The following is a 22,539-nucleotide window of genomic DNA, read 5'->3' as shown; positions in this document are numbered from 1 at the left end:
CGGAAAGGACCGAGGTCCCCTCGCGGTGTGGAGCCGGACCGCGGCCTCGGTCCGGCTTGTCGTCCTCCACAGACTGCCTCGCGCCGTTGTCCTACGCGAGCCGTACTCTGGGGCCCATGCAGACCTCGGCGGACCGGCAGGACCGGCACCAGTACCCCGCCCACTGGGAGGCGGACGTGGTGCTGCGCGACGGTGGCACCGCGCGCATCAGGCCCATCACCGTTGATGACGCCGACCGCCTGGTCAGTTTCTACGAGCAGGTCTCGGACGAGTCGAAGTACTACCGCTTCTTCGCGCCGTACCCACGGCTCTCCGCCAAGGACGTCCACCGCTTCACGCACCACGACTTCGTGGACCGGGTGGGACTCGCGGCCACCATCGGCGGCGAGTTCATCGCCACCGTACGCTATGACCGCATCGGCGCCGACGGTCTGCCCGCCTCCGGCCCCGCCGACGAGGCCGAGGTCGCCTTCCTGGTGCAGGACGCCCATCAGGGCCGCGGGGTCGCCTCCGCCCTGCTGGAGCACATCGCGGCCGTCGCGCGCGAGCGGGGCATCCGGCGCTTCGCCGCCGAGGTGCTGCCCGCCAACACCAAGATGATCAAGGTGTTCACGGACGCCGGCTACACCCAGAAGCGCAGCTTCGAGGACGGCGTCGTCCGCCTGGAGTTCGACCTCGAACCCACCGACCGCTCCCTCGCCGTCCAGCGCGCGCGGGAGCAGCGCGCCGAGGCCCGCTCGGTACGTCGGCTCCTCGCGCCCGGCTCCGTCGCGGTCGTCGGCGTCGGCCGCGCCCCCGGCGGGGTGGGCCGCAGCGTCCTCGCCAACATCCGCGACGCCGGCTACGAGGGCCCGCTGCACGCCGTGAACAAGGCATTCCCGGAGGATCTCAAGGAGGTCGACGGGGTGCCCGCGTACCGCTCGGTGCGGGACATCGACGGGCACGTGGACCTCGCCGTCGTCGCCGTACCGGCCGAACAGGTGCCGGCGGTGGTCGCCGCGTGCGGGGAGCACGGCGTCCAGGGACTGGTCGTGCTCTCCGCCGGATACGCCGAGAGCGGGCCCGAGGGACGGGAACGGCAGCGGGCCCTCGTCCGGGCCGCGCGCGCGTACGGCATGCGGATCATCGGCCCGAACGCCTTCGGGGTCGTCAACACCGCCGCGGACGTCCGGCTGAACGCCTCGCTCGCCCCCGAGCTGCCCCGCCCCGGCCGCATCGGGCTGTTCACCCAGTCCGGCGCCATCGGCATCGCCCTGCTGTCCCGGCTGCACCGGCGCGGCGGCGGAGTCACCGGGGTCACGGGTGTGTCCACCTTCGTGTCCGCCGGCAACCGCGCCGACGTCTCCGGCAACGACGTCCTGCAGTACTGGTACGACGACCCCGAGACCGACGTCGTCCTCATGTACCTGGAGTCCATCGGCAACCCCCGCAAGTTCACCCGCCTCGCGCGGCGGACGGCGGCGGCGAAGCCGCTGGTGGTGGTGCAGGGCACCGGCACGGCACCCCAGGGGCACGCGGTACGGGCCACCCGGCTGCCCCACGCGACCGTCTCCGCGCTGCTCCGGCAGGCCGGCGTGATCCGGGTCGACACGATCACCGAGCTGGTCGACGCGGGGCTGCTGCTCGCCCGGCAGCCGCTGCCCGCCGGTCCGCGCGTGGCCATCATCGGCAACTCCGAGTCGCTGGGCGTGCTGACGTACGACCGATGTGTCGCCGAGGGGCTGCGGCCGGCGCGGCCGGTGGACCTGACGACCGGCGCGACGGCGGAGGACTTCGGCCGGGCACTCGCCGCCGCGCTGGCCGACGGCACGAACGACGCCGTCGTCGTGACGGCGATCCCCGCGATCGGGGAAGGGTCGCCCGGGGACGCCGAGCTGGCCGAGGCGCTGCGGTCGGCCGCGGCCGCGGTGCCGGGGAAGCCCGTGCTGGTGGTGCATGTGGAGCTGGGAGGGCTCGCCGAGGCGTTGTCGGCCGCCGCCAGCACGGCTCCGCGGGCCGCCGGCAAGGCACCGGGCAGCATGGGCGAAGCGGTCGGCACGGGCGGCCCCGCCCTGCTCACGGCCCCTCCCGAGGGCACCCACCTCATCCCCGCCTACCCCGCCGCCGAGCGTGCCGTCCGGGCTCTCTCGGAGGCCGTGAAGTACGCGCAGTGGCAGCGGGAGGCGACCGACCCCGGCAAGGTGCCCGAGTTCGACGACATCGACGAGAAGGGTGCCGCGCGGCTCATCGGCGAGCTGCTCGCGCGCGGGGAAGGGCTCACGATCTCCGACGAGCAGACCTGTGAGCTGCTCGGCCGATACGGCGTCCACGTCCGCCGGGCGCTGCCCGCGGCCACCCCGGAGGCCGCCGCCGAGGCCGCCCGCGCCCTCGGCTACCCGGTGGCCCTCAAGGCCACCGCCCCGCACCTCAGGCACCGCGCCGACCTGGGCGGTGTCCGCCTGGACCTCGCGGACGAGGAACAACTGCTCAGGGCGTACGCCGAGTTGACCGAGCTGTTCGGACAGCCGGCGGAGCTGCGGCCGGTGGTGCAGGCCATGGCGCCCCGGGGCGTCGACACCGTCGTACGCGCGGTGATCGACCCCGCGGCCGGGGCCGTGCTGTCCTTCGGCCTGGCCGGGGCCGCCTCGCAACTGCTCGGGGACATGGCCCACCGGCTGGTCCCCGTCACCGACCGGGAGGCGACCTCGCTGGTGCGGTCCATCCGCACCGCACCCCTGCTGTTCGGCTGGCGCGGCTCCACGCCCGTCGACACCCCCGCGCTGGAGGAACTGCTGCTGCGGGTGTCCCGGCTGGTCGACGACCACCCGGAGGTGGTCGCGGTCACCCTGGAGCCGGTCGTCGTCGCCCCCCAGGGCGTGAGCGTCCTCGGCGCCACCGTACGGCTCGCGCCCCCGCCCGCCCGCGACGACCTCGGCCCGCGCACGCTGCCGGCCTACTGAACGCGCTGCCGGCCGCGGAACGGGGGAGGGGGCCATGCGCAGACCGCCGGACACCGGCGGCCGGGAACCCCTCTCCCGCCGGGGCGCCGCCGAGCGGCCGGGGCTCGTCCGGCGGCACCCGCACCCGGGCGGGGAGGCCGCCCGAGTGCCCACGACTGGCCCGGACCGCCCTTGCCCACGGATTAGGATGGACGCCATGGCCAAGACCAGTACGACGACCCAGGGGCTGCGCGCGGCGATCGAGCGCAGCGGCTACTACCCGGCCCTCGTGGCCGAGGCGGTGGAGGCCGCCGTGGGCGGCGAGCCCATCCGGTCGTACCTGGTCCACCAGGAGACGACGTTCGACCAGAACGAGGTGCGCCGGCACGTCACCGTGCTGGTCCTCACCGGCAACCGCTTCATCGTCAGCCACACCGACGAGCAGGCCGCCGACAGCACCTCCCCGACGCCGTACGCCACCACCTCCACCGAGTCCGTGCGGCTCGACCGGGTCTCGTCGGTCGTGGTCAGCCGGGTGGTCGCGAACCCGGAGCAGTACACGCCGGGCACGCTGCCCCGCGAGGTCGTGCTCACCATCGGATGGGGTGCGGTCAGCCGCATCGACCTGGAGCCCGCCGCCTGCGGCGACCCCAACTGCGACGCCGATCACGGCTACACCGGCAGTTCCACGGCGGACGACCTCAGCCTGCGCGTCAGCGAGGCCGGGGACGGCCCGGAGACGGTGCGCCAGGCGCTCGCCTTCGCGCAGGCCATCTCGGAGGCGACCGCGGACCTCGCCCGCTGATGTCGCAGCTCTCCGCCTGGGACCACCCGGAACCCCTCGCCCTCGACACCGCGCCGCTGCCCGAGTACGGCAGCGGCTCCCTGGCCGACCTGCTGCCCACCCTGGCCGCCGGCATGGGTGTGCCCGGTCTGACCGCCACGATCGAGGAACTGACCGCCGCCGACCGGGTCTGCGTCTTCCTGATCGACGGGCTCGGCTGGGAGCAGCTCAGGGCCCACCCGGACGAGGCCCCGTTCCTGACCTCCCTGCTCGGCAGCTCCCGCGGCGGCACCGGCCGCCCGCTCACCGCCGGCTATCCGGCGACCACCGCCACGTCGCTCGCCTCCGTCGGCACGGGTCTGCCGCCCGGCGCCCACGGCCTGCCCGGGTACGCCGTGCGCAACCCGGCCACCGGCGAGCTGATGAACCAGCTCCGCTGGCAGCCGTACACGGAACCGCGCCCCTGGCAGCCCTACCCCACGGTCTTCCAGCTCGCGCAGCGGGCCGGGGTGCACGCCGCCCAGGTGTCCTCGCCCGCCTTCGAGCGCACCCCGCTCACCAAGGTCGCGCTCAGCGGCGGCACCTTCGTCGGCCGGCTGACCGGTGAGGAGCGCATGGACCTAGCGGCCCGGCAACTGGCCGCCGGCGACCGTTCGCTGGTCTACACGTACTACGCCGAGCTGGACGGCTCCGGGCACCGCTACGGCGTCGCCTCCGACACCTGGCGCGGCCAGCTGATGTGCGTCGACCGGCTCGCCCAGCGCCTCGCCGAGCAGCTGCCGCCGCGCAGTGCCCTGTACGTCACCGCCGACCACGGCATGGTCGACGTGCCGTTCGACGAGCAGCACCGCATCGACTTCGACGAGGACTGGGAGCTGCGCGCCGGAGTCGCCCTGCTGGGCGGCGAGGGCCGGGCCCGGCACGTGTACGCGGTGCCGGGGGCCGAGAACGACGTCCTGACCTGCTGGCGCGAGGTGCTCGGGGAGCAGTTCTGGGTGGCCTCGCGGGACGAGGCGATCGCGGCCGGCTGGTTCGGGCCGAGCGTGGACGAGCGGGTGTACCCGCGGATCGGGGACGTGGTCGCCGCGGCGCACGACGACGTCCTGCTGATCGCCTCCGAGCGCGAGCCGAAGGAGTCCTCGCTGGTCGGCAACCACGGCTCGATGACCCCGGCGGAGCAGCTCGTCCCGCTGCTCGAAGTACGCTCCTGAACCTCCTCCCTCCCATCCCCGCGACTTGCCGAAAGGTGCTCACATCCTCATGCCCGAGCTGGTGTTCTTCTCCGGAACGATGGACTGCGGGAAGTCGACGCTGGCTCTGCAGATCGAGCACAACCGCTCCGCGCGCGGCCTGGCCGGAATGATCTTCACCAGGGACGACCGCGCGGGCGAGGGGAAGCTGTCCTCCCGGCTGGGCCTGGTCACCGACGCGGTGGAGGTCGAGGACGGCCAGGACCTGTACGCGTATCTGGTGGACCATCTCTCGCAGGGCGGCCGGGCCGACTATGTGATCGCGGACGAGGCCCAGTTCCTCGCGCCCGGGCAGATCGACCAGCTCGCGCGCGTGGTGGACGATCTCGGCCTGGACGTGTTCGCCTTCGGGATCACCACCGACTTCCGCTCCAAGCTGTTCCCCGGCTCGCAGCGGCTGGTGGAACTGGCCGACCGGATCGAGGTGCTCCAGGTGGAGGCGCTGTGCTGGTGCGGCGCCCGCGCCACGCACAACGCCCGCACGGTGGACGGCGAGATGGTGGTGGAGGGCGCCCAGGTGGTCGTCGGCGACGTCAACCAGTCCGCGGGCGAGGTCGGCTACGAGGTGCTGTGCCGGCGCCACCACCGGCGCCGGATGACCGCCGCGTCGGCCCACGCGGCGGCCCTGTCCCCGGACGTGCTGCCGGTCCCGTCCTCCTGAGGGCTCAGTGCGGGTTCTGCACCACCGAGAACTCGGCGCCCTCCGGGTCCGCCACCGTCGCCACCCGCCCGTGCGGGCTGTCGTGGGCCGGCCTGAGGATCCGGCCGTCCAGGTCGGCGACCTGCCGTAGCGCCGTGTCGATGTCGGCGACCTCGAAGTACGTCTGCCAGTGCGGCCCCCGGTCCCGGGGCAGACCGTGGCCCATGCCGTGCAGCCCGGCCACCGGACGGCCCTCCAGATGCAGGGTCACATAGTCGAAGTCGGCGGAGACCACCGGCTCCTCCTCGTAACCGAACACGCTTTTGTAGAACTTGGCGACGCTCTCCGTCTCGAAGGTGAGCAGTTCGTCCCAGACGGGTGTGCCGGGCACACCCGTGATCGCCGTGCCGAGGTGTGCGGAGCCCTGCCAGATCCCGAACACCGCTCCGGAGGGGTCGGAGGCGATCGCCATCCGGCCCGCCTCGGCGGCGTCGAGCGGGCCGACGGCCACCGTGCCGCCGCACAGCCGCACCGTGTCGGCGGTCTGGTCCACGTCGTCCGAGGCCAGGTACGGCGTCCAGGCGACCGGCAGCCGGTGGTCCGGCGGCAGCTGGCCCATACCCGCCACCTCCCGCCCGTCCAGCAGCGCCCGCACGTACGGGCCGAGCTGCTGCGGGCCCGGCCGGAACTCCCAGCCGAACAGCTCACCGTAGAACTCCTCGATGGCATCCAGCCCGTGCACCATCAGGCTCGCCCAGCAGGGCGTGCCGGGCACGCGCCGCGCGTGCGGACCGGCCGACTCCCGTGCCTCGGTCATCGATCACTCTCTCCCCGGCCCCTCACGGTGGCCGTGTCGCTTCCGCTCCCCGGCAGGGGTGTCCACGCCGCTGGCGGGTACGCCCGTGCCGGTGCCCGCATCCTCCGCGGTGCCGCGGTGCGTACCGCGCCGCTCGGCTGTACCTCCGGGAGGATGCCCGATCTGCCGTCTTTCGCCGCTTCCTGACGATGGCCGACGGGTGTCCGTCGGCTGTACAGTCCGTGCTCGATCCCATACGCCTCGTGATCGAGCCTGTCCGGCCGAGCAGAGTAGCCCGACCTGGACGCGGCGGCCACCCCTGGCGTAAGGATGGACGCCATGACAGCCATCATCACCGCACCCGAACTCGCACAAGAGCTGGCCGGCGACACCCCGCCCGTGCTGCTGGACGTGCGCTGGCAGCTCAGCGTGGCGAAGGCGGCGGGCGCGCCGGCCTTCGACGGCCGGGCCGAGTACGCGGCCGGGCACGTCCCCGGCGCGGTCTTCGTCGACCTGGACCTGGAACTCGCCTCGCCGCCGGGCGCGCACGGCCGCCATCCGCTGCCCGACCTCGCGGTGTTCGGCGCCGCGATGCGACGCGCGGGCGTGTCGGCCGCCCGTCCGGTCGTCGTCTACGACGGCGGCCAGGGCTGGGCGGCCGCGCGCGCGTGGTGGCTGCTGCGCTGGACGGGTCACCCGGACGTGCGGGTGCTCGACGGCGGGTTGCCGTCCTGGCAGGGCGAGTTGTCCACGGACGCGCCGGCGGTGACGGAGGGCGACTTCGCGCCGGCGCCGGCGGCCGCGGGGCTGCTGGACGCCGACGCGGCGGCGGCACTGGCCCGCACGGGTGTGCTGCTGGACGCGCGCGCGGGGGAGCGGTACCGCGGTGAGGTGGAGCCGATCGACCGGGTCGGCGGGCACATCCCCGGCGCTGTGTCGGCGCCCACGACGGAGAACGTGGGACCCGACGGCCGTTTCCTGCCCGCGGCGGAGCTGAGGGACCGCTTCAAGGCTCTGGGGGTGTCCGAGGACGCCGAGGTGGGCGTGTACTGCGGTTCGGGCGTCTCCGGCGCCCACGAGGTCCTCGCGCTGGCGGTGGCGGGCATCCCCGCGGCCCTGTACGTCGGTTCCTGGTCCGAGTGGTCCGCCGACCCGTCCCGGCCGGTGGCGGTGGGAGCGGACCCGCAGTAGCGGGACAGCCGTCGGAGGGGGGCACGCGCGCGTGCCCCCCTCCGACGGCTGTACGAAGACCTACTCCTGCTTCTTGCGGCGGGTGCCGAACACGATCTCGTCCCAACTCGGCACGGCGGCACGGCGGCCGGGGCGGACGCCGTCGGCCTCGGCCTGGCGGTCGGTCGCGCCGACGAGCCGGTCGCGGTGGCTGCCCACGGAGCGCGGCATGAGGACGTCCGCGTAGGCGGAGCCGGCCGAGGCGGCGGGCGCCGGCGGCTCCTCGGCGGCGGGTTCGTCCTCGGGCTCCTCCGAGGGCTCCGCCGGGCGTTCCGGGACCACCAGGTCGCCCCGGAAGCTCGGCACGGCCTCCAGCAGGCTGGTCAGCGAGTCGCGTTCGCCGGTGCTCTCCTCGGCCGGCTCCGACGGCTGCGCGGGCAGGCTGGGCCGCTCCCGCTCGGACCGTTCGAGAGCGCGGTCCATCGAACGCTCGCGCGGCAGCCGGGCGATCCGCGGGACGAACGGGAAGCTCGGCTCCGGCACGGCGAGATCGTCGGACTCGCCGATCAGCGAGCGCGCCTCGCCGTCGACCGCCTGTACGAGCCGCCGGGGCGGGTCGTACGTCCAGCTCGCCGAGTGCGGTTCGCCCGCGACCCGGTAGACGAGGAGCACCTCCCAGGTGCCGTCGTCGCGGCGCCAGGAGTCCCACTGGATGGTGTCCTTCTCGGCACCGCGCAGCAGCAGCCGCTCCTGCACGGCCTCGCCGAGCAGCGGGCCGGAGTTCTCACCGGGGCGGCGGACCGGGGTCTTGCGGGCCCGCTCGGCCATGAAGGCGCGTTCGGCCAGCACGGGCCCCTCGAACCGGCGTACCCGGTCGACGGGGATGCCGGCGAGCTGCGCGACCTCTTCCGCGGTGGCACCGGCACGTATACGCGCCTGGATGTCACGCGGGCGCAGATGGCTCTCGACCTCGATCTCGATCTGGCCGAGGCGGGGCCGGTCGCCGCGTACGGCGGCGCGGAGCCGTTCGTCGATCGGAAGTGTGTACTCCGTGGAGTCGGCAGCCTTGAGCACCAGCCGTGTGCCGTCATTCGAGACGGCCACGACACGCAGTTCGGGCATGGGGACCTCCCGGGTGGTGCCTGCCGACGTCACGTGCGTCGCTGCTTCCGCTAGTCGAGTGTGGCCTGCCCGGGTGCAGCCTGCCACAACCTTGCCGAGTTGCCCGGCGTGTCGGGCACGGGCCCGGGACCGCCGTTATGGCACGGTTACCTGTTCGCCACGCTAAGTGACCAACTCCGTCACCCTGTGCAACTAGCCCCCTCCCGGCGGTCCTGCAAGGCCGCGGGCACCCTGGTGGGAGACCGGACCCAGGGCTCGCAACAGTACTCCATTCGGACCACGTGCGTGGATGGGCGCGCCGCCCAACTTCTGGTGAGGGGCGCGACTTGGGCGCCCGCAACCGGTTTTGTCGATCATGAACGTGGCGAACTTCACGCAATCGCCAGAAACGGAACTAATGGTTTCGTCTGTACGTCCCCTTCTCGTGCAGTCGGTCGAGCAATGTCGATCAAGTACGGGAAAGGCAGGCAAGTTCCGGGTATGCGTGAGACACCCGATACGGGTAGGAAGCGGATCGATCTGAGCGTCCCCCAGGTCGCCGGCAGTGCCCTGGCGGCGGTCGTGGCGGCGAAAATGGCTTCGTACTTCGGGGTGTACGGCACGATCCTCGGTGCCGGGGTGGTCAGCGTCGTCGCCACCTGTGGAGGCACGCTGTTCCAGCACTTCTTCAAACGGACGGGGGAGCAGTTCCGGGAGAAGACCGCGGTGCCGGCCCGGCCGAGGGGGCAAGCGCCGCCCTCGCCCGGCGAGTTCACCGAGGGCACCGTCTACCGCGCGCGGGTGAGGAGCCGGCGCCGTCCGCTGGTCGCCGCCGCCCTGGTCTTCGGGGTCACCATGGCCGGCATCACCACCTACGAGCTGGTCTCCGGCAACAGTTTCAGCGGCGGTACGGGCACGTCGGTCAGCGACGCGGTCAGCGGCCGGGGCTCGTCCGCCGGCAAGCACGGTGACGCACCCGCCCCTTCGGGTGAACCGTCCCCGCGGCGGACACCGTCCGGCGGCGCCGGCGGCGGTCCGACCCGGGGGACGCCCCCCACGCCCGGTGACTCGCCGAGCGGCACGGCGAGCGAGGATCCGGGCGAGGGGTCGACCGGCGGCCCGGCCGCGCAGGCCCCCGCGCCCAGCACGCCCGGCGCGTCCGGTGCGCCCAGCGCGTCCGCCTCGACGCCTACGCCCCCAGGACCCTCCGCAAGTAGTCGTTCTGGAACAGCCGCTCCGGATCAAGACGGTCCCGCAGAGCGGTGAACTCGCCGAAGCGCGGGTACACGCGGGCGAAGTACTCCGCGTCCCGGGTGTGCACCTTGCCCCAGTGCGGGCGCCCCTCGTGCGCGGTGAGAATGCGCTCGGCGGCCGTGAAGTACGCCTGGTACGGCGTGCCCCGGAACATGTGCACGGCGACATAGGCGCTGTCCCGGCCGGAGGCGGTGGACAGGGTGATGTCGTCGGCCGGTGCGGTGCGCACCTCCACCGGGAAGCTGACCCGCAGGCCCGAGCGGTCCACCATGGTCCGCAGTTCGCGCAGCGTCTCCACCAGGGCCGCGCGCGGGACGGCGTACTCCATCTCCACGAAGCGCACCCGGCGCGGCGAGGTGAAGACCCGGTAGGGGATGTCCGTGTACGTGCGTGCGGACAGGGCCTTGCTGGAGATCCGGGCGATGGCGGGGACCGTGGCGGGAGCGGCGCGGCCGAGCCACTGGGCGGCCTGGAAGACCCCGTTGGAGAGGAACTCGTCCTCGAACCAGCCGGCCAGCTGCCCCACCGGCTGCTCGGGACCGGCGCTGCGGTTGTTCCGCTTGGTGTTCGTGTTGCCGGTGTGCGGGAACCAGTAGAACTCGAAGTGCTCGTTCTCGGCCCACAACTGATCGAACTCGGCGAGGACCCGCTCCAGGGGCATCGGCTCCTCGCGCGCGGTGAGCAGGAAGAGCGGCTCCACGGCGAACGTGATCGCGGTGACGACGCCCAGGGCGCCGAGGCCGATGCGGGCGGCGGCGAAGACGTCGGGGTGCTCCTTCTCGGAGCAGGTGAGCACCGTGCCGTCGGCCGTGACGAGTTCCAGGCCCTTGATCTGGGCGGCTATGGAGGCGGACTCGCGGCCGGTGCCGTGCGTGCCCGTGCTGGTGGCCCCGGAGACGGTCTGCTCCATGATGTCGCCCATGTTGGTGAGCGACAGGCCCTCGCGCGCGAGAGCGGCATTGAGTCTCTTGAGCGGGGTGCCCGCCTCCACCGTGACCGTCATGGATTCCCGGTCGACGGTGCGTATGCCGGTCAGGAGGTGAGGGCGTATCAACACACCGTCGGTGGCGGCGATCGAGGTGAAGGAGTGCCCGGTTCCGACCGCCTTCACCTTCAGGCCGTCCTCCCGGGCCCGGCGCACCACCGCGGCCAGCTCCTCCACCGAGGCCGGTGCGACCTGCCGGGCGGGCCGGGCGGAGACGTTGCCGCCCCAGTTACGCCAGGTGCCGTTCTTCCCGCTCGCCGTGCTGCTCAACGCTGCCTCCCCGACCCGCGGCCGGCCTGCGCAGCCGGCGGTACCCGAGGAAACCGACCACGACCGCGACGGCCCCGGACACCGCCGGAACCCCGTACCCGGCCCGTGCCCCGGCTGCGTCGATCACCCAGCCGGCCGCGGACGAGCCGAGCGCGACGCCGACCGCGAGGCCGGTGCTCACCCAGGTCATGCCTTCGGTGAGCTGCGCGCGAGGTACGTGCTCTTCGATGAGGGACATCGTCGTGATCATCGTCGGCGCGATGGACAGCCCCGCAACGAACAGCGCCACGGCCAGAAGTGGCAGGTTTCCGACCAGTAGGAGGGGGATCATACTCACGGCCATCGCCGCCACGCCCAGCAGCCAGCGGCGTTCCGGTGCCCCGCTGAAGCGCAGCAGCCCGAAGACCACGCCCGCCACGCAGGAGCCGGCCGCGTACAGCGCCAGGACGACGCTCGCGGCGCCCTTGTCGCCACGCTCGTCGGCGAAGGCGACGGTGACCACGTCCACGGCTCCGAAGATCGTGCCGGTCGCGACGAAGGTCGCCACCAGTACCTGGAGTCCCGCCGAGCGCAGGGCGCTGCCTCCGCCCTGCCGCGCGCGCGGGTGCGGTTCCGGCTCGGTGGCGCGCTGGGCGGTCAGCCAGAAGACGCCGGCCGCAAGGAAGCAGGCGGCCAGCAGGGGGCCCGCCTCCGGGAACCAGGTGGTGGACAGGCCGATGGAGATGATCGGCCCGAAGATGAAGCAGACCTCGTCCACGACCGACTCGAACGAGTAGGCGGTGTGCAGCTTCGGCGTGCCCCGGTAGAGCGCCGCCCAGCGGGCCCGGATCATCGCGCCCAGGCTCGGCACCGAGCCGATCCCGGCGGCGCAGACGAACAGGGTCCAGTCCGGCCACCGGAAGTGGGCGGCGAGCAGCAGCCCGGTCGCCGCGATCAGGGCGACCAGGGTCGCCGGGCGCAGTACCCGGCGCTGTCCGTGCTGGTCCACGAGCCGGGATATGCGGGGTCCGATCGCGGCGGCGGACAGCGCCACGGTCGCCGACAGGGCGCCCGCGAGGCCGTACCGGCCGGTCAGCTGGGAGACCATCGTGACCACGCCGATGCCCATCATCGACAGCGGCATCCGGCCGACGAATCCCGCGGCGGAGAAGGCCTTGGTGCCCGGCTCGGTGAACAGGGCTCTGTAGGGGCTGGGCACGGGAACTCCGAAACGGCTCGGTAAGGCGCGAAGGCAGCCGATACAGCTTACAAGTTAGGTGACCCTAATTGCACTGCTCCGAACGGCTGTACAAACTGCCCTGAACCCTCAGTAATCCGACTCTTCATCCGGCTGTCTCCGCGCTGTCGTACCGGGTGGGAGGATCGAGTCATGCCAGACGCGCTCGATGCCACCCCGTACGACGCCCTGCTCCTGCTCTCCTTCGGCGGCCCCGAAGGCCCGGACGACGTGGTCCCGTTCCTGGAGAACGTCACGCGCGGGCGCGGCATCCCGAAGGAACGCCTGAAGGAAGTCGGGCAGCACTACTTCCTCTTCGGCGGGGTCAGCCCCATCAACGACCAGAACCGCGCCCTCCTGGACGCCCTGCGCAAGGACTTCGCCGAACACGGCCTGGACCTGCCGGTCTACTGGGGCAACCGCAACTGGGCGCCGTACCTGACGGACACCCTGCGCGAGCTGGTCGCCGACGGCCGCCGCCGCGTCCTCGTCCTCGCCACCAGCGCCTACGCCTCCTACTCGGGCTGCCGCCAGTACCGCGAGAACCTCGCCGACGCGCTGGCCGCCCTGGAGGCCGAGGGCCTGGAGCTGCCGAAGATCGACAAGCTGCGGCACTACTTCAACCACCCCGGCTTCGTCGAACCCATGATCGACGGAGTGCTGCGCTCCCTCGCCGACCTCCCCGAGGACGTCCGCGCGGGCGCCCACATCGCCTTCACCACCCACTCCATCCCCACCGCCGCCGCCGACACCTCCGGCCCCGTCGAGGCCCACGGCGAGGGCGGTGCCTACGTCGAGCAGCACCTGGACGTCGCCCGGCTGATCGCCGACGCCGTCCGCGAGCGCACCGGCGTCGACCACCCCTGGCAGCTCGTCTACCAGTCCCGCTCCGGCGCCCCGCACATCCCGTGGCTGGAACCCGACATCTGCGACCACCTGGAGGAGCGGCACGCGGCGGGCGTCCCGGCCGTCGTCATGGCGCCCATCGGCTTCGTCTCCGACCACATGGAGGTCCTCTACGACCTCGACACCGAGGCCACGGCCAAGGCCGAGGAGCTGGGCCTGCCGGTGCGCCGCTCGGCCACCGTGGGCGCCGATCCGCGGTTCGCCGCGGCCGTCCGCGAGCTGGTCCTGGAGCGGGCCGCCGTGGAGCGCGGCCAGGAGGTCACCCCCTGCGCCCTGGGCGCCCTCGGCCCCAGCCACCAGCTCTGCCCCGTCGGCTGCTGCCCGGCCCGCGCCCCCCGCCCGGCCGCCGCGGGCGCCGACAGCCCCTACGCGTGAGGAGACCCGTGACCGACGCCCTGCACCGGGACCTGCTTCAGCTGGCCCAGGAGGCCGCCCGTCGCGCCGGAGAGCTGCTGCGGGACGGCCGCCCCGCCGACCTGGCCGTGGCGCGGACCAAGTCCAGCCCGATCGACGTCGTCACCGAGATGGACATCGCGGCGGAGAAGCTGATCACGGATCTGATCTCCGGCCGGCGCCCCGACGACGGCTTCCTCGGCGAGGAGGGAGCCTCCGTCGAGGGCACGAGCGGCATCCGCTGGGTGATCGACCCGCTGGACGGCACCGTCAACTACCTGTACGGCCTGCCGACCTGGGCGGTGTCCGTCGCCGCCGAGCAGGACGGCGAGACCGTCGTCGGGGTCGTCGCGGCCCCGATGCGCGGCGAGACGTACCACGCCGTGCGCGGCGGCGGTGCCTGGGCCACGGGCGCGTGGGCGGGCGAACGGGCACTCGCCTGCCGTCCCGCGCCCCCGCTGGACCAGGCGCTGGTCTCCACCGGCTTCAACTACGTCGCCGAGGTCCGCGCCCACCAGGCCCGGATCGCCGGCCGGCTCGTCCCGCTGCTGCGCGACATCCGGCGCAGCGGCTCGGCGGCGGTCGACCTGTGCGATGTCGCCTGCGGCCGGCTCGACGGGTACTACGAGCGGGGTCTGCACGCGTGGGACTTCGCGGCGGGCGACCTGATCGCCCGGGAAGCGGGCGCGCTGACCGGTGGGCGGCCCGGAGAACGGCCGTCGGGGGAGCTGACCGTCGCGGGTGCGCCGGGCGTCTTCGAGCCCCTCCAGCGGCTGCTGGAGGACTTCGGAGCCTGGCACGACTGACCGGGGGCCGCGCCGGGCCGGCACCGCATGCCGCCGCCGTCGTGGCCGCCCGCCAGGCCCGGTCCTCCCGGCGGGGCCCGGCGAACGCAAAGGGACCCCGGCGCTGGATTCGCCGGGGTCCCTTCTTGCGCTTTCGGGCCGATCAGACGCGTGACGCGCCGACCTCCACACCGTGTTCGGCGGCGAGGCGTCGCAGGTCGTCGAGCTCTCCCTGCTCCACCTCTACGAGGAAGTCGTCGCCCTCGTCACGAGCCCGCGACAGGTCGGACTCGGTCGCCTTTATGCGCTGCAGAAGTCCTGCGGTGAAAGCGTCCATGCTGCGCCCCCTCGTCCTGGGTCGTGGGTCGGTGGCACGGGGGTGTGCCGGAGGGAAGGGGCGATCACGTCTCTCGCAGGTGCCCAGCGCTGCCGTGCCGGGCGGCGACGGTGCCGGACACCCGCGCCCGCTCTGCGAAGCGGATGGCGAAGTACCGCATGGTGCTGCGGCACATGCAGAGCGTGATCGCGGGGTGTAAAGCCGTCCTCCCCCCGCTCCCTCCCGTGGAAACCTCAACCGGAGGAGAAATTCTCGTATTCCCGCCCCGGAACCCCCGTCCCTTCGGCCCCCAGGCCGCCTTACCGCCGACTTATGGCCGAAAAGGGCAGGATGGAGGTCACAATCCCACGGACAGCCCTGCTCGCACGCGCCCACGGCGCGCTACGCGGGTGGACAGAGGAAGGAAAGCGACGTGCGCGTACTCGTCGTCGAGGACGAGCAACTGCTCGCCGATGCGGTGGCCACCGGACTGCGCCGGGAGGCCATGGCCGTCGACGTCGTGTACGACGGTGCGGCTGCTCTGGAGCGCATCGGCGTCAACGACTACGACGTGGTCGTCCTCGACCGCGACCTCCCGCTCGTGCACGGCGACGACGTCTGCCGCAAGATCGTCGAGCTGGGCATGCCCACGCGCGTGCTGATGCTCACCGCGTCCGGCGACGTCAGCGACCGCGTCGAGGGCCTGGAGATCGGCGCCGACGACTATCTGCCCAAGCCGTTCGCGTTCAGCGAGCTGATCGCCCGCGTGCGCGCCCTCGGCCGTCGTACCAGCGTGCCGCTGCCGCCGGTCCTGGAGCGCGCCGGCATCAAGCTCGACCCCAACCGCCGCGAGGTCTTCCGCGACGGCAAGGAGGTGCAGCTCGCGCCGAAGGAGTTCGCGGTGCTGGAGGTGCTGATGCGCAGCGAGGGCGCGGTCGTCTCGGCCGAGCAGCTGCTGGAGAAGGCCTGGGACGAGAACACCGACCCGTTCACCAACGTGGTGCGCGTGACCGTGATGACGCTGCGCCGCAAGCTCGGCGAACCGCCCGTCATCGTCACCGTCCCCGGCTCCGGCTACCGGATCTGATCCCGTGGCAGCGACACCCGCGCCGCCCCAGGCGCCGCCGAAGCCCACCTGGGACCCCAGGAAGCCGGAGCCGCCCTTCCCGTGGCTGCGCCCGACCATCCGCATACGGCTGACGCTGCTGTACGGCGGCATGTTCCTGATCGCCGGCATCCTGCTGCTGTCGATCATCTACCTGCTCGCCGCACAGGCGATCAGCACCGGCAACCAGCCCCTGTTCAAGATCGTCAGCGGCACGGACATCAAGGTCACCAGCGACAACTGTCCGGCGATCACCGCCACCCAGCCGCTGACGGACTTCAACAGCGCGATCGCCCACTGCGTGGAGGCCCAGCGCCAGACGGCCCTGGACAACCTGCTCAGCCGCTCCCTGCTGGCCCTGCTGGGCCTCGCCGTGATCGCCTTCGCGTTCGGGTACGCGATGGCCGGCCGCGTGCTGTCCCCGCTCGGCCGGATCACCCGCACCGCCCGCCAGGTGGCCGGCTCGGACCTGTCCCGCCGGATCGAGCTGGACGGCCCGGACGACGAGCTGAAGGAGCTGGCGGACACCTTCGACGACATGCTGGAGCGCCTGCAGCGGGCCTTCACGGCCCAGCAGCGCTTCGTCGGCAACGCCTCCCACGAGCTGCGCACCCCGCTCGCGATCAACCGCACGCTCCTGGAAGTGCACCTGTCGGATCCGAACGCGCCGGTGGAACTGCAACAGCTCGGCAAGACGCTGCTCGCCACCAACGAGCGCAGCGAACAACTGGTCGAGGGGTTGCTGCTGCTCGCCCGCAGTGACAACCAGATCGTCGAGCGCAAGCCGGTCGACCTGGCCGAGGTCGCCACACAGGCCATCGACCAGGTGCACGGCGAGGCCGAGGCCAAGGGCGTGACCATCCGGGGGGTGCGCAAGCCGGCCATGGTGCGGGGCAACGGCGTGCTGCTGGAGCGGATCGCGCTGAACCTGGTGCAGAACGCCGTGCGGTACAACACCGAGGACGGCTGGGTCGAGGTGAACACCGAGGTCCAGCACGGGCAGGCGGTGCTGACCGTGTCGAACACCGGACCGGTGGTGCCGGCGTACGAGATCGACAACCTCTTCGAGCCGTTCCGGCGGCTGCGCACGGAGCGCACGGGCAGCGACAAGGGCGTCGGCCTCGGCCTGTCCATCGTCCGGTCCGTGGCCCGGGCGCACGGCGGCCACATCCTGGCCCGGCCACGGGAGGGCGGTGGCCTTGAGATGCGCGTCACGATGCCGTTGTGATCAGAAACCGACACACGCGGACGGTGTTCGCTCCACGCGGAATTTTTCTGCCGCCGGATGGGCTTCTTTCTGTGTGATCGATCACATGGGCGGAATTCCGGCCATGTACGCACGGTGATCATGACAGAAGGTGGAAAGCCGGGAAAGTCCTGGTTTTCAGGGCTCTTGATCACGGGAAGTACACGGTGAGGCGCCTTTGAGGTGCGGCATTCGAACCGTGTACGGTCCTCACCGCCATCCAAGCCGATCACTCTTGAGGGGTCGGGTTGGGTGTCGATTGAGTAACAGACCTTGATGTGAGGCAAAATCTCCGCCTCAGGTCGGGCACAAGTCCGGCCTCTCACGCGTTACGTGCGCTGGAGACACCGCAGACACCCAGAGGGGGAGAGCGACTATGGCAACCGATTACGACACTCCACGCAAGACCGACGACGACGTCGACTCGGACAGCCTTGAAGAGCTGAAGGCCCGACGGAACGACAAGTCCACCTCCGCGGTGGACGTCGACGAGTTCGAGGCCGCAGAAGGCCTCGAGCTGCCCGGAGCCGACCTCTCGAACGAGGAACTGGCCGTCCGGGTGCTGCCCAAGCAGCAGGACGAGTTCACCTGCATGAGCTGCTTCCTGGTGCACCACCGCAGCCAGCTGGCCCGCGAGAAGAACGGTCAGCCGATCTGCCGCGACTGCGACTGAGGACGGGTCGGCCATGTCTGGCTCGACCCCTCCCCGGAAGCACCGCTTCTCCCTGCGGAAAGCGGACCAAGGGCCGATCGACGGCTCGCACGGCGCGCGTGACGAAGGGCGGGGCTCACCCGGCGGGGGAGCCTCGCCCGGACCGGCGGCCGACCGGGACGATCTGCCGGCACCGGTGCGGCAGCCCGCCCCCGTCTCGCGGCGCCGGGCGGCGGTGATGCGTGACAAGGCCCGGGATCTGGCCCGGGAAGGCGCCCGTAAGGGCGGTAGCCGGGCCCGTGCGGGTCTGGCGTACCTCGCGGACCGCATCATCGAGATCGCCCCGCGTGTCCCCGTACGCGACCTCGCGACCCTGCGCAGACAGTTCCCCGGCCTCGGGCCCGAGGAACTGGCCGACAAGCTGGTGGCGGGAGCGGCGGCCGGCACCTCGACCGTCGGCGCCGGGATCGGGGCGGCGGCGATGCTGCCGGTGCCGCCGGCCATGCCGACCGAACTGGCCGCGGAGATCACCGGGGTCGCCGCGATCGAGCTGAAGCTGATCGCCGAACTGCACGAGGTCTACGGCGTACGTCCGCCGGGCAACCTCAAGACCCGCAGCAATGCGTATCTGTCCTCCTGGTCGGAGGAGCGCGGCATCGACGTGACGAAGCCGTCGACGTACGACACGGCCCTCGGCGGCCGGATGAAACGCGGACTGCGCCAGCAGATCATGAAGCGGATGGTCCGCGACCTGCCCAACCTGATGCCGTTCATGGTCGGTGCCGCGGTCGGGGCGGTCATGAACCGCCGGGACACCAAGAGGCTCGCGGCCCGCATCCGGGCCGACCTGCGCAAGAGCCAGGTGCCGTGGGACGAGCTGCCGGAGCTGCCGCCGCTGGAGAAGCCGGCGGAGCCCCTGAGACTGCGCGAGCTGCCCGACGAGTCCTAGGGCCTCTCGTTTGGATCATGCCGGGCTCGCGGGCCCTGGCACCGCGCCTCGCCGCGTTGTCGTCGGTCGCCATGGCTCCGCCATGGCGCCCTCCTCCGCCTTGCGATGCACGGCACCGGACCCCGCTCCCTGATCCGGCCTGATCCGAACGAAAGACCCTAGGCCTTCGCCGCCCGCGCCGCCTCGATCGCCGCGGCCAGCTTCTCCGGCTCCCGCGTCGACAGGTACAGGTACGGCGTGGGGTCCTCGGGGTCCGTGACCTCCACGCGCAGTGCCGTCGGGATGTAGGCGCGCAACAGCAGGAAGGCGCGGGTGTCGGCCTTGTAGGTCCGCCAGGCCCGGGCCTCCTCCGCGTCCATCACCTCGGCCGCGCCCAGCGCCGACACCGGGATCTTCGCCTCGCCCGCGATCAGGGAGTCGCCCACGACGCGGATGCGCAGGGAGCCGTAGGCGCTGGCCACCACCGCCGCGGCGGCCGTACCGCCGACCAGGCCGCCGAGCAGCGGCAGGGTGCCGAAGGGGAGCAGGATCAGGGCGAAGGAGACGCCCACCAGGAAGCTGATCAGCCACCACGATCGGGGGGCGGTGAGGCGTTCTTCGTAGGGGGTGGCGGAGAGCTGCATGAGGCCAAGCTTGGCACGGGATCCTGATTCCCCCGGAACCAGGGGGAGCCTGCGCGGAGCGCTGTCGGGCGGGGTGGCGGCGGGCGACCTGGGGAGCCCGCGCTAAGCGGTGGCGGGTGGGGCGATGCCGGGTGGCGAGAGGTGCGGGAGGTGCCTGCGCCGAGGGCTGTCGGGCGGGGCGGTGGCGGGTGGCGGGTGTTCGGGGGGAGACGGCGCGGAGCGCTGTCGGGCAGGGCGGTGGCGGGTGGCGGGCGGGCGGGTAAGGTCTGCGGCTGTGAGTGGTAGTTCCGCAGCTCTTCAGCCTCCCGCCGACGCGGGGAAACCGGTACGGCACCCCGACGCGCCCGCGCCCGGGGAACTCCTCGGCGCCCACTACGAACACTGTTTCGGATGCGGCCCCGGGCAGTCCCACGGACTGCACCTGGAGGCGCGCGCCGGCGACGGTGTCTCGTTGACCGCCGAGTTCACCGTGCAGCCCGCCCACCAGGGCGCCCCCGGCCTCGCGCACGGCGGTGTGCTGGCCACGGCCCTGGACGAGACCCTGGGCTCGCTGAACTGGCTGCTGCGGACCATCGCCGTCACCGGCCGCCTGGAGACGGACTTCGTGCGGCCGGTGCCCGTCGGTACCACGCTGTATCTGGAGGCGGAGGTCACCGCCGTCGCCGGGCGGAAGATCTACTCCACCGCCACCGGGCGGATCGGCGGCCCCGACGGGCCGGTCGCCGTCCGCGCCGACGCCCTCTTCATCGAGGTCAAGGTGGACCACTTCATCGACCACGGCCGCAAGGAAGAGATCCGGGCCGCCATGGACGACCCGGACCAGATCCGGCGTGCCCGCGCCTTCGAGGTGAACCCGTGACTTCAGCGAGTCCCGCCGGCCGCGGTCCCCTGGACGTGCTCATCCGGCGGGTTGATCCGGACGTACCGCTTCCGGCGTACGAGCATCCCGGGGACGCCGGCGCCGATCTGCGTACCACCGAGGCCTGCGAGCTGCCGCCCGGTGAGCGGGCCGTTCTGCCCACGGGGGTGTCGATCGCCCTGCCCGAGGGGTACGCGGCCTTCGTGCATCCGCGTTCCGGCCTCGCCGCCCGCTGCGGTGTCGCCCTCGTGAATGCCCCGGGGACGGTTGATGCCGGGTACCGTGGGGAGATCAAGGTGATCGTGGTGAATCTCGACCCGCGCGAGAGCGTGCGGTTCGAGCGCTTCGACCGGATTGCCCAACTGGTCGTCCAGCAGGTCGAGAGGGTCCGCTTCCAGGAGGTCGCGGAACTTCCCGATTCGGCGCGGGCCGAAGGGGGCTTCGGGTCCACCGGTGGCCATGCCGCGGTGGGCGGCGAGAGCGGCACAAGCGGTCAGGCCGCCGAGGGCGGTCCGACGGGTGGGAATCGATACGCTTCGGTCGTATCCGACCGGGAAGGACAGTGACGTGTTCGGACGTCGCAAGAAGAAGGGTGCCGCCGAGGACGCGGCCGGCGAGGCCGAGCAGGTCGTCGACAGCGTCGACACCGAGGCGGACGAGAAGGAGGCCGAGCGCGAGCGCGAGCGCGTCCGGCTGGAGCCCGGGCCCCGGCCCGACGGCCCCTGGGACAGCAGCGAGGTGCGCGACCCGGCCGAGGGTCGCGTGGACCTCGGCGGTCTGTTCGTGCCGGGTGTCGACGGCATGGAGCTGCGGGTCGAGGTCGCCGGTGACGCGATCGTCGCCGCGACCGTCGTGCTGCGTGACAGCGCCGTCCAGCTCCAGGCGTTCGCCGCGCCCAAGCGCGAGGGCATCTGGTCCGAGGTCCGCGAGGAGATCGGCGGCGGCATCACCCAGCAGGGTGGCATCGTCGACGAGGTCGAGGGCCCGCTCGGCTGGGAACTGCGTGCCCAGGTACCGGTGCAGCTGCCGGACGGCACCGGCGGCTTCCAGGTCGTCCGGTTCGTCGGCGTCGACGGCCCGCGCTGGTTCCTGCGCGGTGTGATCTCCGGCCAGGGCGCCGTGCAGCCGCAGGCCGCCGGGCTGCTGGAGCAGATCTTCCGGGACACGGTCGTGGTCCGCGGCGAGGGTCCGATGGCCCCGCGCGACCCGATCGTCCTCAAGCTGCCGAACGACGCGCAGATGGTCCCCGAGGGCGTGCAGCAGGAGGAGTCCTCGCGATTCTCCGGCGGCATGGGGCAGTTGCAGCGAGGCCCGGAGATCACCGAGGTCCGCTAGGTGCTCCGCCGGCTTCAGCGGGGTCGATACGGGCCGTGCCTTCGAGGCGCGGCCCGTTTTTCACGGGGTGCGCCGTGAGAGGCCGGCCTCCGTGCCGGGGTGCGGGTTCGTCGTCGTTGCTCGCGCGGTTCCCCGCGCCCCTTCCGCGGCGCCGCTCCGAGCGGTGATACTGGCGTCCCGTCGACGGGGGAGGCGCTGTGACGCGGGTGGTCACCGACACCATGGTCCGGGTCGAGGACGTCCACAAGTCGTACGGGCGGGGTGCCGCGGCCGTGCACGCGCTGCGCGGCGTGTCCTTCGCGGTGCCGCGGGGCGAACTCGTCGCCCTCAAGGGCCGTTCCGGGTCCGGCAAGACCACCCTGCTGAACATCGTCGGCGGGCTCGATACGCCCGACCGGGGTTGTGTCGAGGTCGAGGGCCGGGATCTCGCCGCGCTGGGCGAGAACGAGCTGCTGCGGCTGCGCCGGGACCGCGTCGGCTTCGTGTTCCAGTCCTTCGGGCTCATCCCGATCCTCAGCGCCGCCGAGAACGTGGGCGTACCGCTGCGGCTGCGCCGCGCCGACCCGCGCGAGCGCGAGGAGCGGGTCGAGCTGCTGCTCTCCCTGGTGGGACTCGCCGGGCACGCCGCCCAGCGGCCCGGAGAGCTGTCCGGCGGCCAGCAGCAGCGGGTCGCCATCGCCCGGGCCCTCGCCAACCGCCCGGCCCTGCTCGTCGCCGACGAGCCGACCGGTCAGCTCGACGCCGAGACCGGCCACGCCGTGATGGAGCTGCTGCGGGCCGTCGTGCGCAGCGAGCGGGTCACCGCCCTCGTCGCCACGCACGACGCGAACCTGCTGGATCTCGCCGACCGGGTGCTGGAGCTGCGCGACGGGGAGATCGTCGCGCACTGAACGTGCCGCCCGCCGGGGGCGCTCATCGGCTCATCAGGGTTGCGTCAAAGTTGCCTTCCGGTCCTCCCCCTGTCCCGATTGCCGTAATTGTTGGCC

Annotated in this window: 22 protein-coding genes; 16 read left to right on the top strand and 6 right to left on the bottom strand. The window is 72.6% G+C overall.

Going from position 1 to position 22,539, the window contains the following annotated elements; genetic code table 11:
* Positions 1–116 precede the first annotated feature (116 nt).
* The 4 genes from ACZ7KF_RS01965 (at position 117) to ACZ7KF_RS01950 (ending at position 5,613) form a co-directional block, all read left to right on the top strand.
* On the top strand, positions 117–2,939 hold the full coding sequence (locus tag ACZ7KF_RS01965) for a bifunctional acetate--CoA ligase family protein/GNAT family N-acetyltransferase (RefSeq protein WP_471068391.1): 2,823 nt from the start codon (positions 117–119) through the stop codon (positions 2,937–2,939).
* A gap of 196 nt (positions 2,940–3,135) precedes the next feature.
* Complete coding sequence (locus ACZ7KF_RS01960) at positions 3,136–3,723, top strand: DUF5998 family protein (RefSeq protein ID WP_471068389.1); 588 nt, start codon at positions 3,136–3,138, stop codon at positions 3,721–3,723.
* Positions 3,723–4,913, top strand: coding sequence for an alkaline phosphatase family protein (locus ACZ7KF_RS01955; protein ID WP_471068386.1), 1,191 nt, complete (start codon positions 3,723–3,725; stop codon positions 4,911–4,913). Before ACZ7KF_RS01960 ends, ACZ7KF_RS01955 begins: the two co-directional genes overlap by 1 nt.
* Positions 4,914–4,962: 49 nt before the next feature.
* Complete coding sequence (locus ACZ7KF_RS01950; RefSeq protein WP_471068385.1) at positions 4,963–5,613, top strand: thymidine kinase; 651 nt, start codon at positions 4,963–4,965, stop codon at positions 5,611–5,613.
* A gap of 4 nt (positions 5,614–5,617) precedes the next feature.
* On the opposite strand, the gene ACZ7KF_RS01945 is transcribed toward ACZ7KF_RS01950, so the two are convergent.
* Positions 5,618–6,409 carry a VOC family protein gene (locus ACZ7KF_RS01945; RefSeq protein ID WP_471068382.1) on the bottom strand — a complete coding sequence of 264 codons (792 nt, stop codon included), beginning with the start codon at positions 6,407–6,409 and terminating at the stop codon, positions 5,618–5,620.
* Positions 6,410–6,727: 318 nt separating this feature from the next.
* Between ACZ7KF_RS01945 and ACZ7KF_RS01940 the strand changes: the two genes are divergently transcribed.
* Positions 6,728–7,579, top strand: a complete 852-nt coding sequence (locus ACZ7KF_RS01940; protein WP_471068380.1) for a sulfurtransferase — start codon at positions 6,728–6,730, stop codon at positions 7,577–7,579.
* A 60-nt stretch (positions 7,580–7,639) separates the two neighbouring features.
* Here ACZ7KF_RS01940 and sepH read toward each other — a convergent pair whose 3' ends face one another.
* Positions 7,640–8,680, bottom strand: a complete 1,041-nt coding sequence (sepH, locus tag ACZ7KF_RS01935) for a septation protein SepH (protein WP_471068378.1) — start codon at positions 8,678–8,680, stop codon at positions 7,640–7,642.
* A gap of 480 nt (positions 8,681–9,160) precedes the next feature.
* On the opposite strand from sepH, the gene ACZ7KF_RS01930 reads away from it, so the two are divergent.
* Positions 9,161–9,925: a hypothetical protein gene (locus tag ACZ7KF_RS01930; RefSeq protein ID WP_471068377.1), complete on the top strand. Its 765-nt coding sequence runs from the start codon at positions 9,161–9,163 to the stop codon at positions 9,923–9,925.
* Here the strand turns inward: ACZ7KF_RS01930 and ACZ7KF_RS01925 are convergent.
* Positions 9,849–11,168, bottom strand: a complete 1,320-nt coding sequence (locus tag ACZ7KF_RS01925; RefSeq protein ID WP_471068375.1) for a D-arabinono-1,4-lactone oxidase — start codon at positions 11,166–11,168, stop codon at positions 9,849–9,851. The genes ACZ7KF_RS01930 and ACZ7KF_RS01925 overlap by 77 nt on opposite strands.
* Positions 11,128–12,366, bottom strand: coding sequence for an MFS transporter (locus tag ACZ7KF_RS01920; protein WP_471068372.1), 1,239 nt, complete (start codon positions 12,364–12,366; stop codon positions 11,128–11,130). Before ACZ7KF_RS01920 ends, ACZ7KF_RS01925 begins: the two co-directional genes overlap by 41 nt.
* 171 nt (positions 12,367–12,537) lie before the next feature.
* Here ACZ7KF_RS01920 and ACZ7KF_RS01915 point away from each other — a divergent pair, with 171 nt between their 5' ends.
* Positions 12,538–13,665 carry a ferrochelatase gene (locus tag ACZ7KF_RS01915; protein WP_471068371.1) on the top strand — a complete coding sequence of 376 codons (1,128 nt, stop codon included), beginning with the start codon at positions 12,538–12,540 and terminating at the stop codon, positions 13,663–13,665.
* Positions 13,666–13,673: 8 nt separating this feature from the next.
* Positions 13,674–14,489 (top strand): inositol monophosphatase family protein, encoded by an 816-nt coding sequence (locus ACZ7KF_RS01910; RefSeq protein WP_471068368.1) that lies wholly within the window; start codon positions 13,674–13,676, stop codon positions 14,487–14,489.
* Between the two features lie 142 nt (positions 14,490–14,631).
* Here ACZ7KF_RS01910 and ACZ7KF_RS01905 read toward each other — a convergent pair whose 3' ends face one another.
* Positions 14,632–14,805: a hypothetical protein gene (locus tag ACZ7KF_RS01905; protein ID WP_184969904.1), complete on the bottom strand. Its 174-nt coding sequence runs from the start codon at positions 14,803–14,805 to the stop codon at positions 14,632–14,634.
* Between the two features lie 412 nt (positions 14,806–15,217).
* Here ACZ7KF_RS01905 and ACZ7KF_RS01900 point away from each other — a divergent pair, with 412 nt between their 5' ends.
* The 4 genes from ACZ7KF_RS01900 (at position 15,218) to ACZ7KF_RS01885 (ending at position 18,736) form a co-directional block, all read left to right on the top strand.
* Entirely contained in the window at positions 15,218–15,871 is a 654-nt protein-coding gene (locus tag ACZ7KF_RS01900) for a response regulator transcription factor (protein WP_003993508.1), read from the top strand.
* 4 nt (positions 15,872–15,875) lie between these two features.
* Positions 15,876–17,117 (top strand): sensor histidine kinase, encoded by a 1,242-nt coding sequence (locus tag ACZ7KF_RS01895; protein WP_471068366.1) that lies wholly within the window; start codon positions 15,876–15,878, stop codon positions 17,115–17,117.
* A 394-nt stretch (positions 17,118–17,511) separates the two neighbouring features.
* Positions 17,512–17,808, top strand: a complete 297-nt coding sequence (locus ACZ7KF_RS01890) for a DUF4193 domain-containing protein (RefSeq protein ID WP_005481602.1) — start codon at positions 17,512–17,514, stop codon at positions 17,806–17,808.
* 13 nt (positions 17,809–17,821) lie between these two features.
* Entirely contained in the window at positions 17,822–18,736 is a 915-nt protein-coding gene (locus ACZ7KF_RS01885) for a hypothetical protein (RefSeq protein WP_471068363.1), read from the top strand.
* A gap of 158 nt (positions 18,737–18,894) precedes the next feature.
* On the opposite strand, the gene ACZ7KF_RS01880 is transcribed toward ACZ7KF_RS01885, so the two are convergent.
* On the bottom strand, positions 18,895–19,359 hold the full coding sequence (locus ACZ7KF_RS01880) for a DUF3093 domain-containing protein (RefSeq protein ID WP_471068360.1): 465 nt from the start codon (positions 19,357–19,359) through the stop codon (positions 18,895–18,897).
* Positions 19,360–19,633: 274 nt separating this feature from the next.
* On the opposite strand from ACZ7KF_RS01880, the gene ACZ7KF_RS01875 reads away from it, so the two are divergent.
* The 4 genes from ACZ7KF_RS01875 to ACZ7KF_RS01860 all read left to right on the top strand — a co-directional run bounded on the left by ACZ7KF_RS01875 (position 19,634) and on the right by ACZ7KF_RS01860 (position 22,443).
* Positions 19,634–20,218, top strand: a complete 585-nt coding sequence (locus ACZ7KF_RS01875) for a PaaI family thioesterase (protein WP_471068357.1) — start codon at positions 19,634–19,636, stop codon at positions 20,216–20,218.
* On the top strand, positions 20,215–20,784 hold the full coding sequence (gene dut, locus ACZ7KF_RS01870; RefSeq protein ID WP_471068354.1) for a dUTP diphosphatase: 570 nt from the start codon (positions 20,215–20,217) through the stop codon (positions 20,782–20,784). The genes ACZ7KF_RS01875 and dut overlap by 4 nt, the downstream gene beginning before the upstream one ends.
* 1 nt (position 20,785) lies before the next feature.
* On the top strand, positions 20,786–21,553 hold the full coding sequence (locus ACZ7KF_RS01865) for a DUF3710 domain-containing protein (protein WP_471068351.1): 768 nt from the start codon (positions 20,786–20,788) through the stop codon (positions 21,551–21,553).
* Between the two features lie 197 nt (positions 21,554–21,750).
* Positions 21,751–22,443, top strand: a complete 693-nt coding sequence (locus tag ACZ7KF_RS01860) for an ABC transporter ATP-binding protein (RefSeq protein ID WP_471068349.1) — start codon at positions 21,751–21,753, stop codon at positions 22,441–22,443.
* Positions 22,444–22,539: the final 96 nt, after the last annotated feature.

This window comes from Streptomyces sp. NPDC038200, assembly GCF_055600785.1.
Note: the sequence above shows the minus strand (reverse complement) of the source record. Positions and strands in the feature narration are given on the sequence as shown.

Excerpts from the sequence above, each read along its gene's own strand:
- ACZ7KF_RS01940 (WP_471068380.1), top strand. The coding sequence starts at position 6,728 with ATGACAGCCATCATCACCGCACCCGAACTCGCACAAGAGCTGGCCGGC.
- ACZ7KF_RS01915 (WP_471068371.1), top strand. The coding sequence starts at position 12,538 with ATGCCAGACGCGCTCGATGCCACCCCGTACGACGCCCTGCTCCTGCTC.
- ACZ7KF_RS01960 (WP_471068389.1), top strand. The coding sequence starts at position 3,136 with ATGGCCAAGACCAGTACGACGACCCAGGGGCTGCGCGCGGCGATCGAG.
- ACZ7KF_RS01945 (WP_471068382.1), bottom strand. The coding sequence starts at position 6,409 with ATGACCGAGGCACGGGAGTCGGCCGGTCCGCACGCGCGGCGCGTGCCC.
- ACZ7KF_RS01955 (WP_471068386.1), top strand. The coding sequence starts at position 3,723 with ATGTCGCAGCTCTCCGCCTGGGACCACCCGGAACCCCTCGCCCTCGAC.
- ACZ7KF_RS01885 (WP_471068363.1), top strand. The coding sequence starts at position 17,822 with ATGTCTGGCTCGACCCCTCCCCGGAAGCACCGCTTCTCCCTGCGGAAA.
- ACZ7KF_RS01950 (WP_471068385.1), top strand. The coding sequence starts at position 4,963 with ATGCCCGAGCTGGTGTTCTTCTCCGGAACGATGGACTGCGGGAAGTCG.
- ACZ7KF_RS01880 (WP_471068360.1), bottom strand. The coding sequence starts at position 19,359 with ATGCAGCTCTCCGCCACCCCCTACGAAGAACGCCTCACCGCCCCCCGA.
- ACZ7KF_RS01890 (WP_005481602.1), top strand. The coding sequence starts at position 17,512 with ATGGCAACCGATTACGACACTCCACGCAAGACCGACGACGACGTCGAC.
- ACZ7KF_RS01965 (WP_471068391.1), top strand. The coding sequence starts at position 117 with ATGCAGACCTCGGCGGACCGGCAGGACCGGCACCAGTACCCCGCCCAC.
- ACZ7KF_RS01905 (WP_184969904.1), bottom strand. The coding sequence starts at position 14,805 with ATGGACGCTTTCACCGCAGGACTTCTGCAGCGCATAAAGGCGACCGAG.
- ACZ7KF_RS01930 (WP_471068377.1), top strand. The coding sequence starts at position 9,161 with ATGCGTGAGACACCCGATACGGGTAGGAAGCGGATCGATCTGAGCGTC.
- sepH (WP_471068378.1), bottom strand. The coding sequence starts at position 8,680 with ATGCCCGAACTGCGTGTCGTGGCCGTCTCGAATGACGGCACACGGCTG.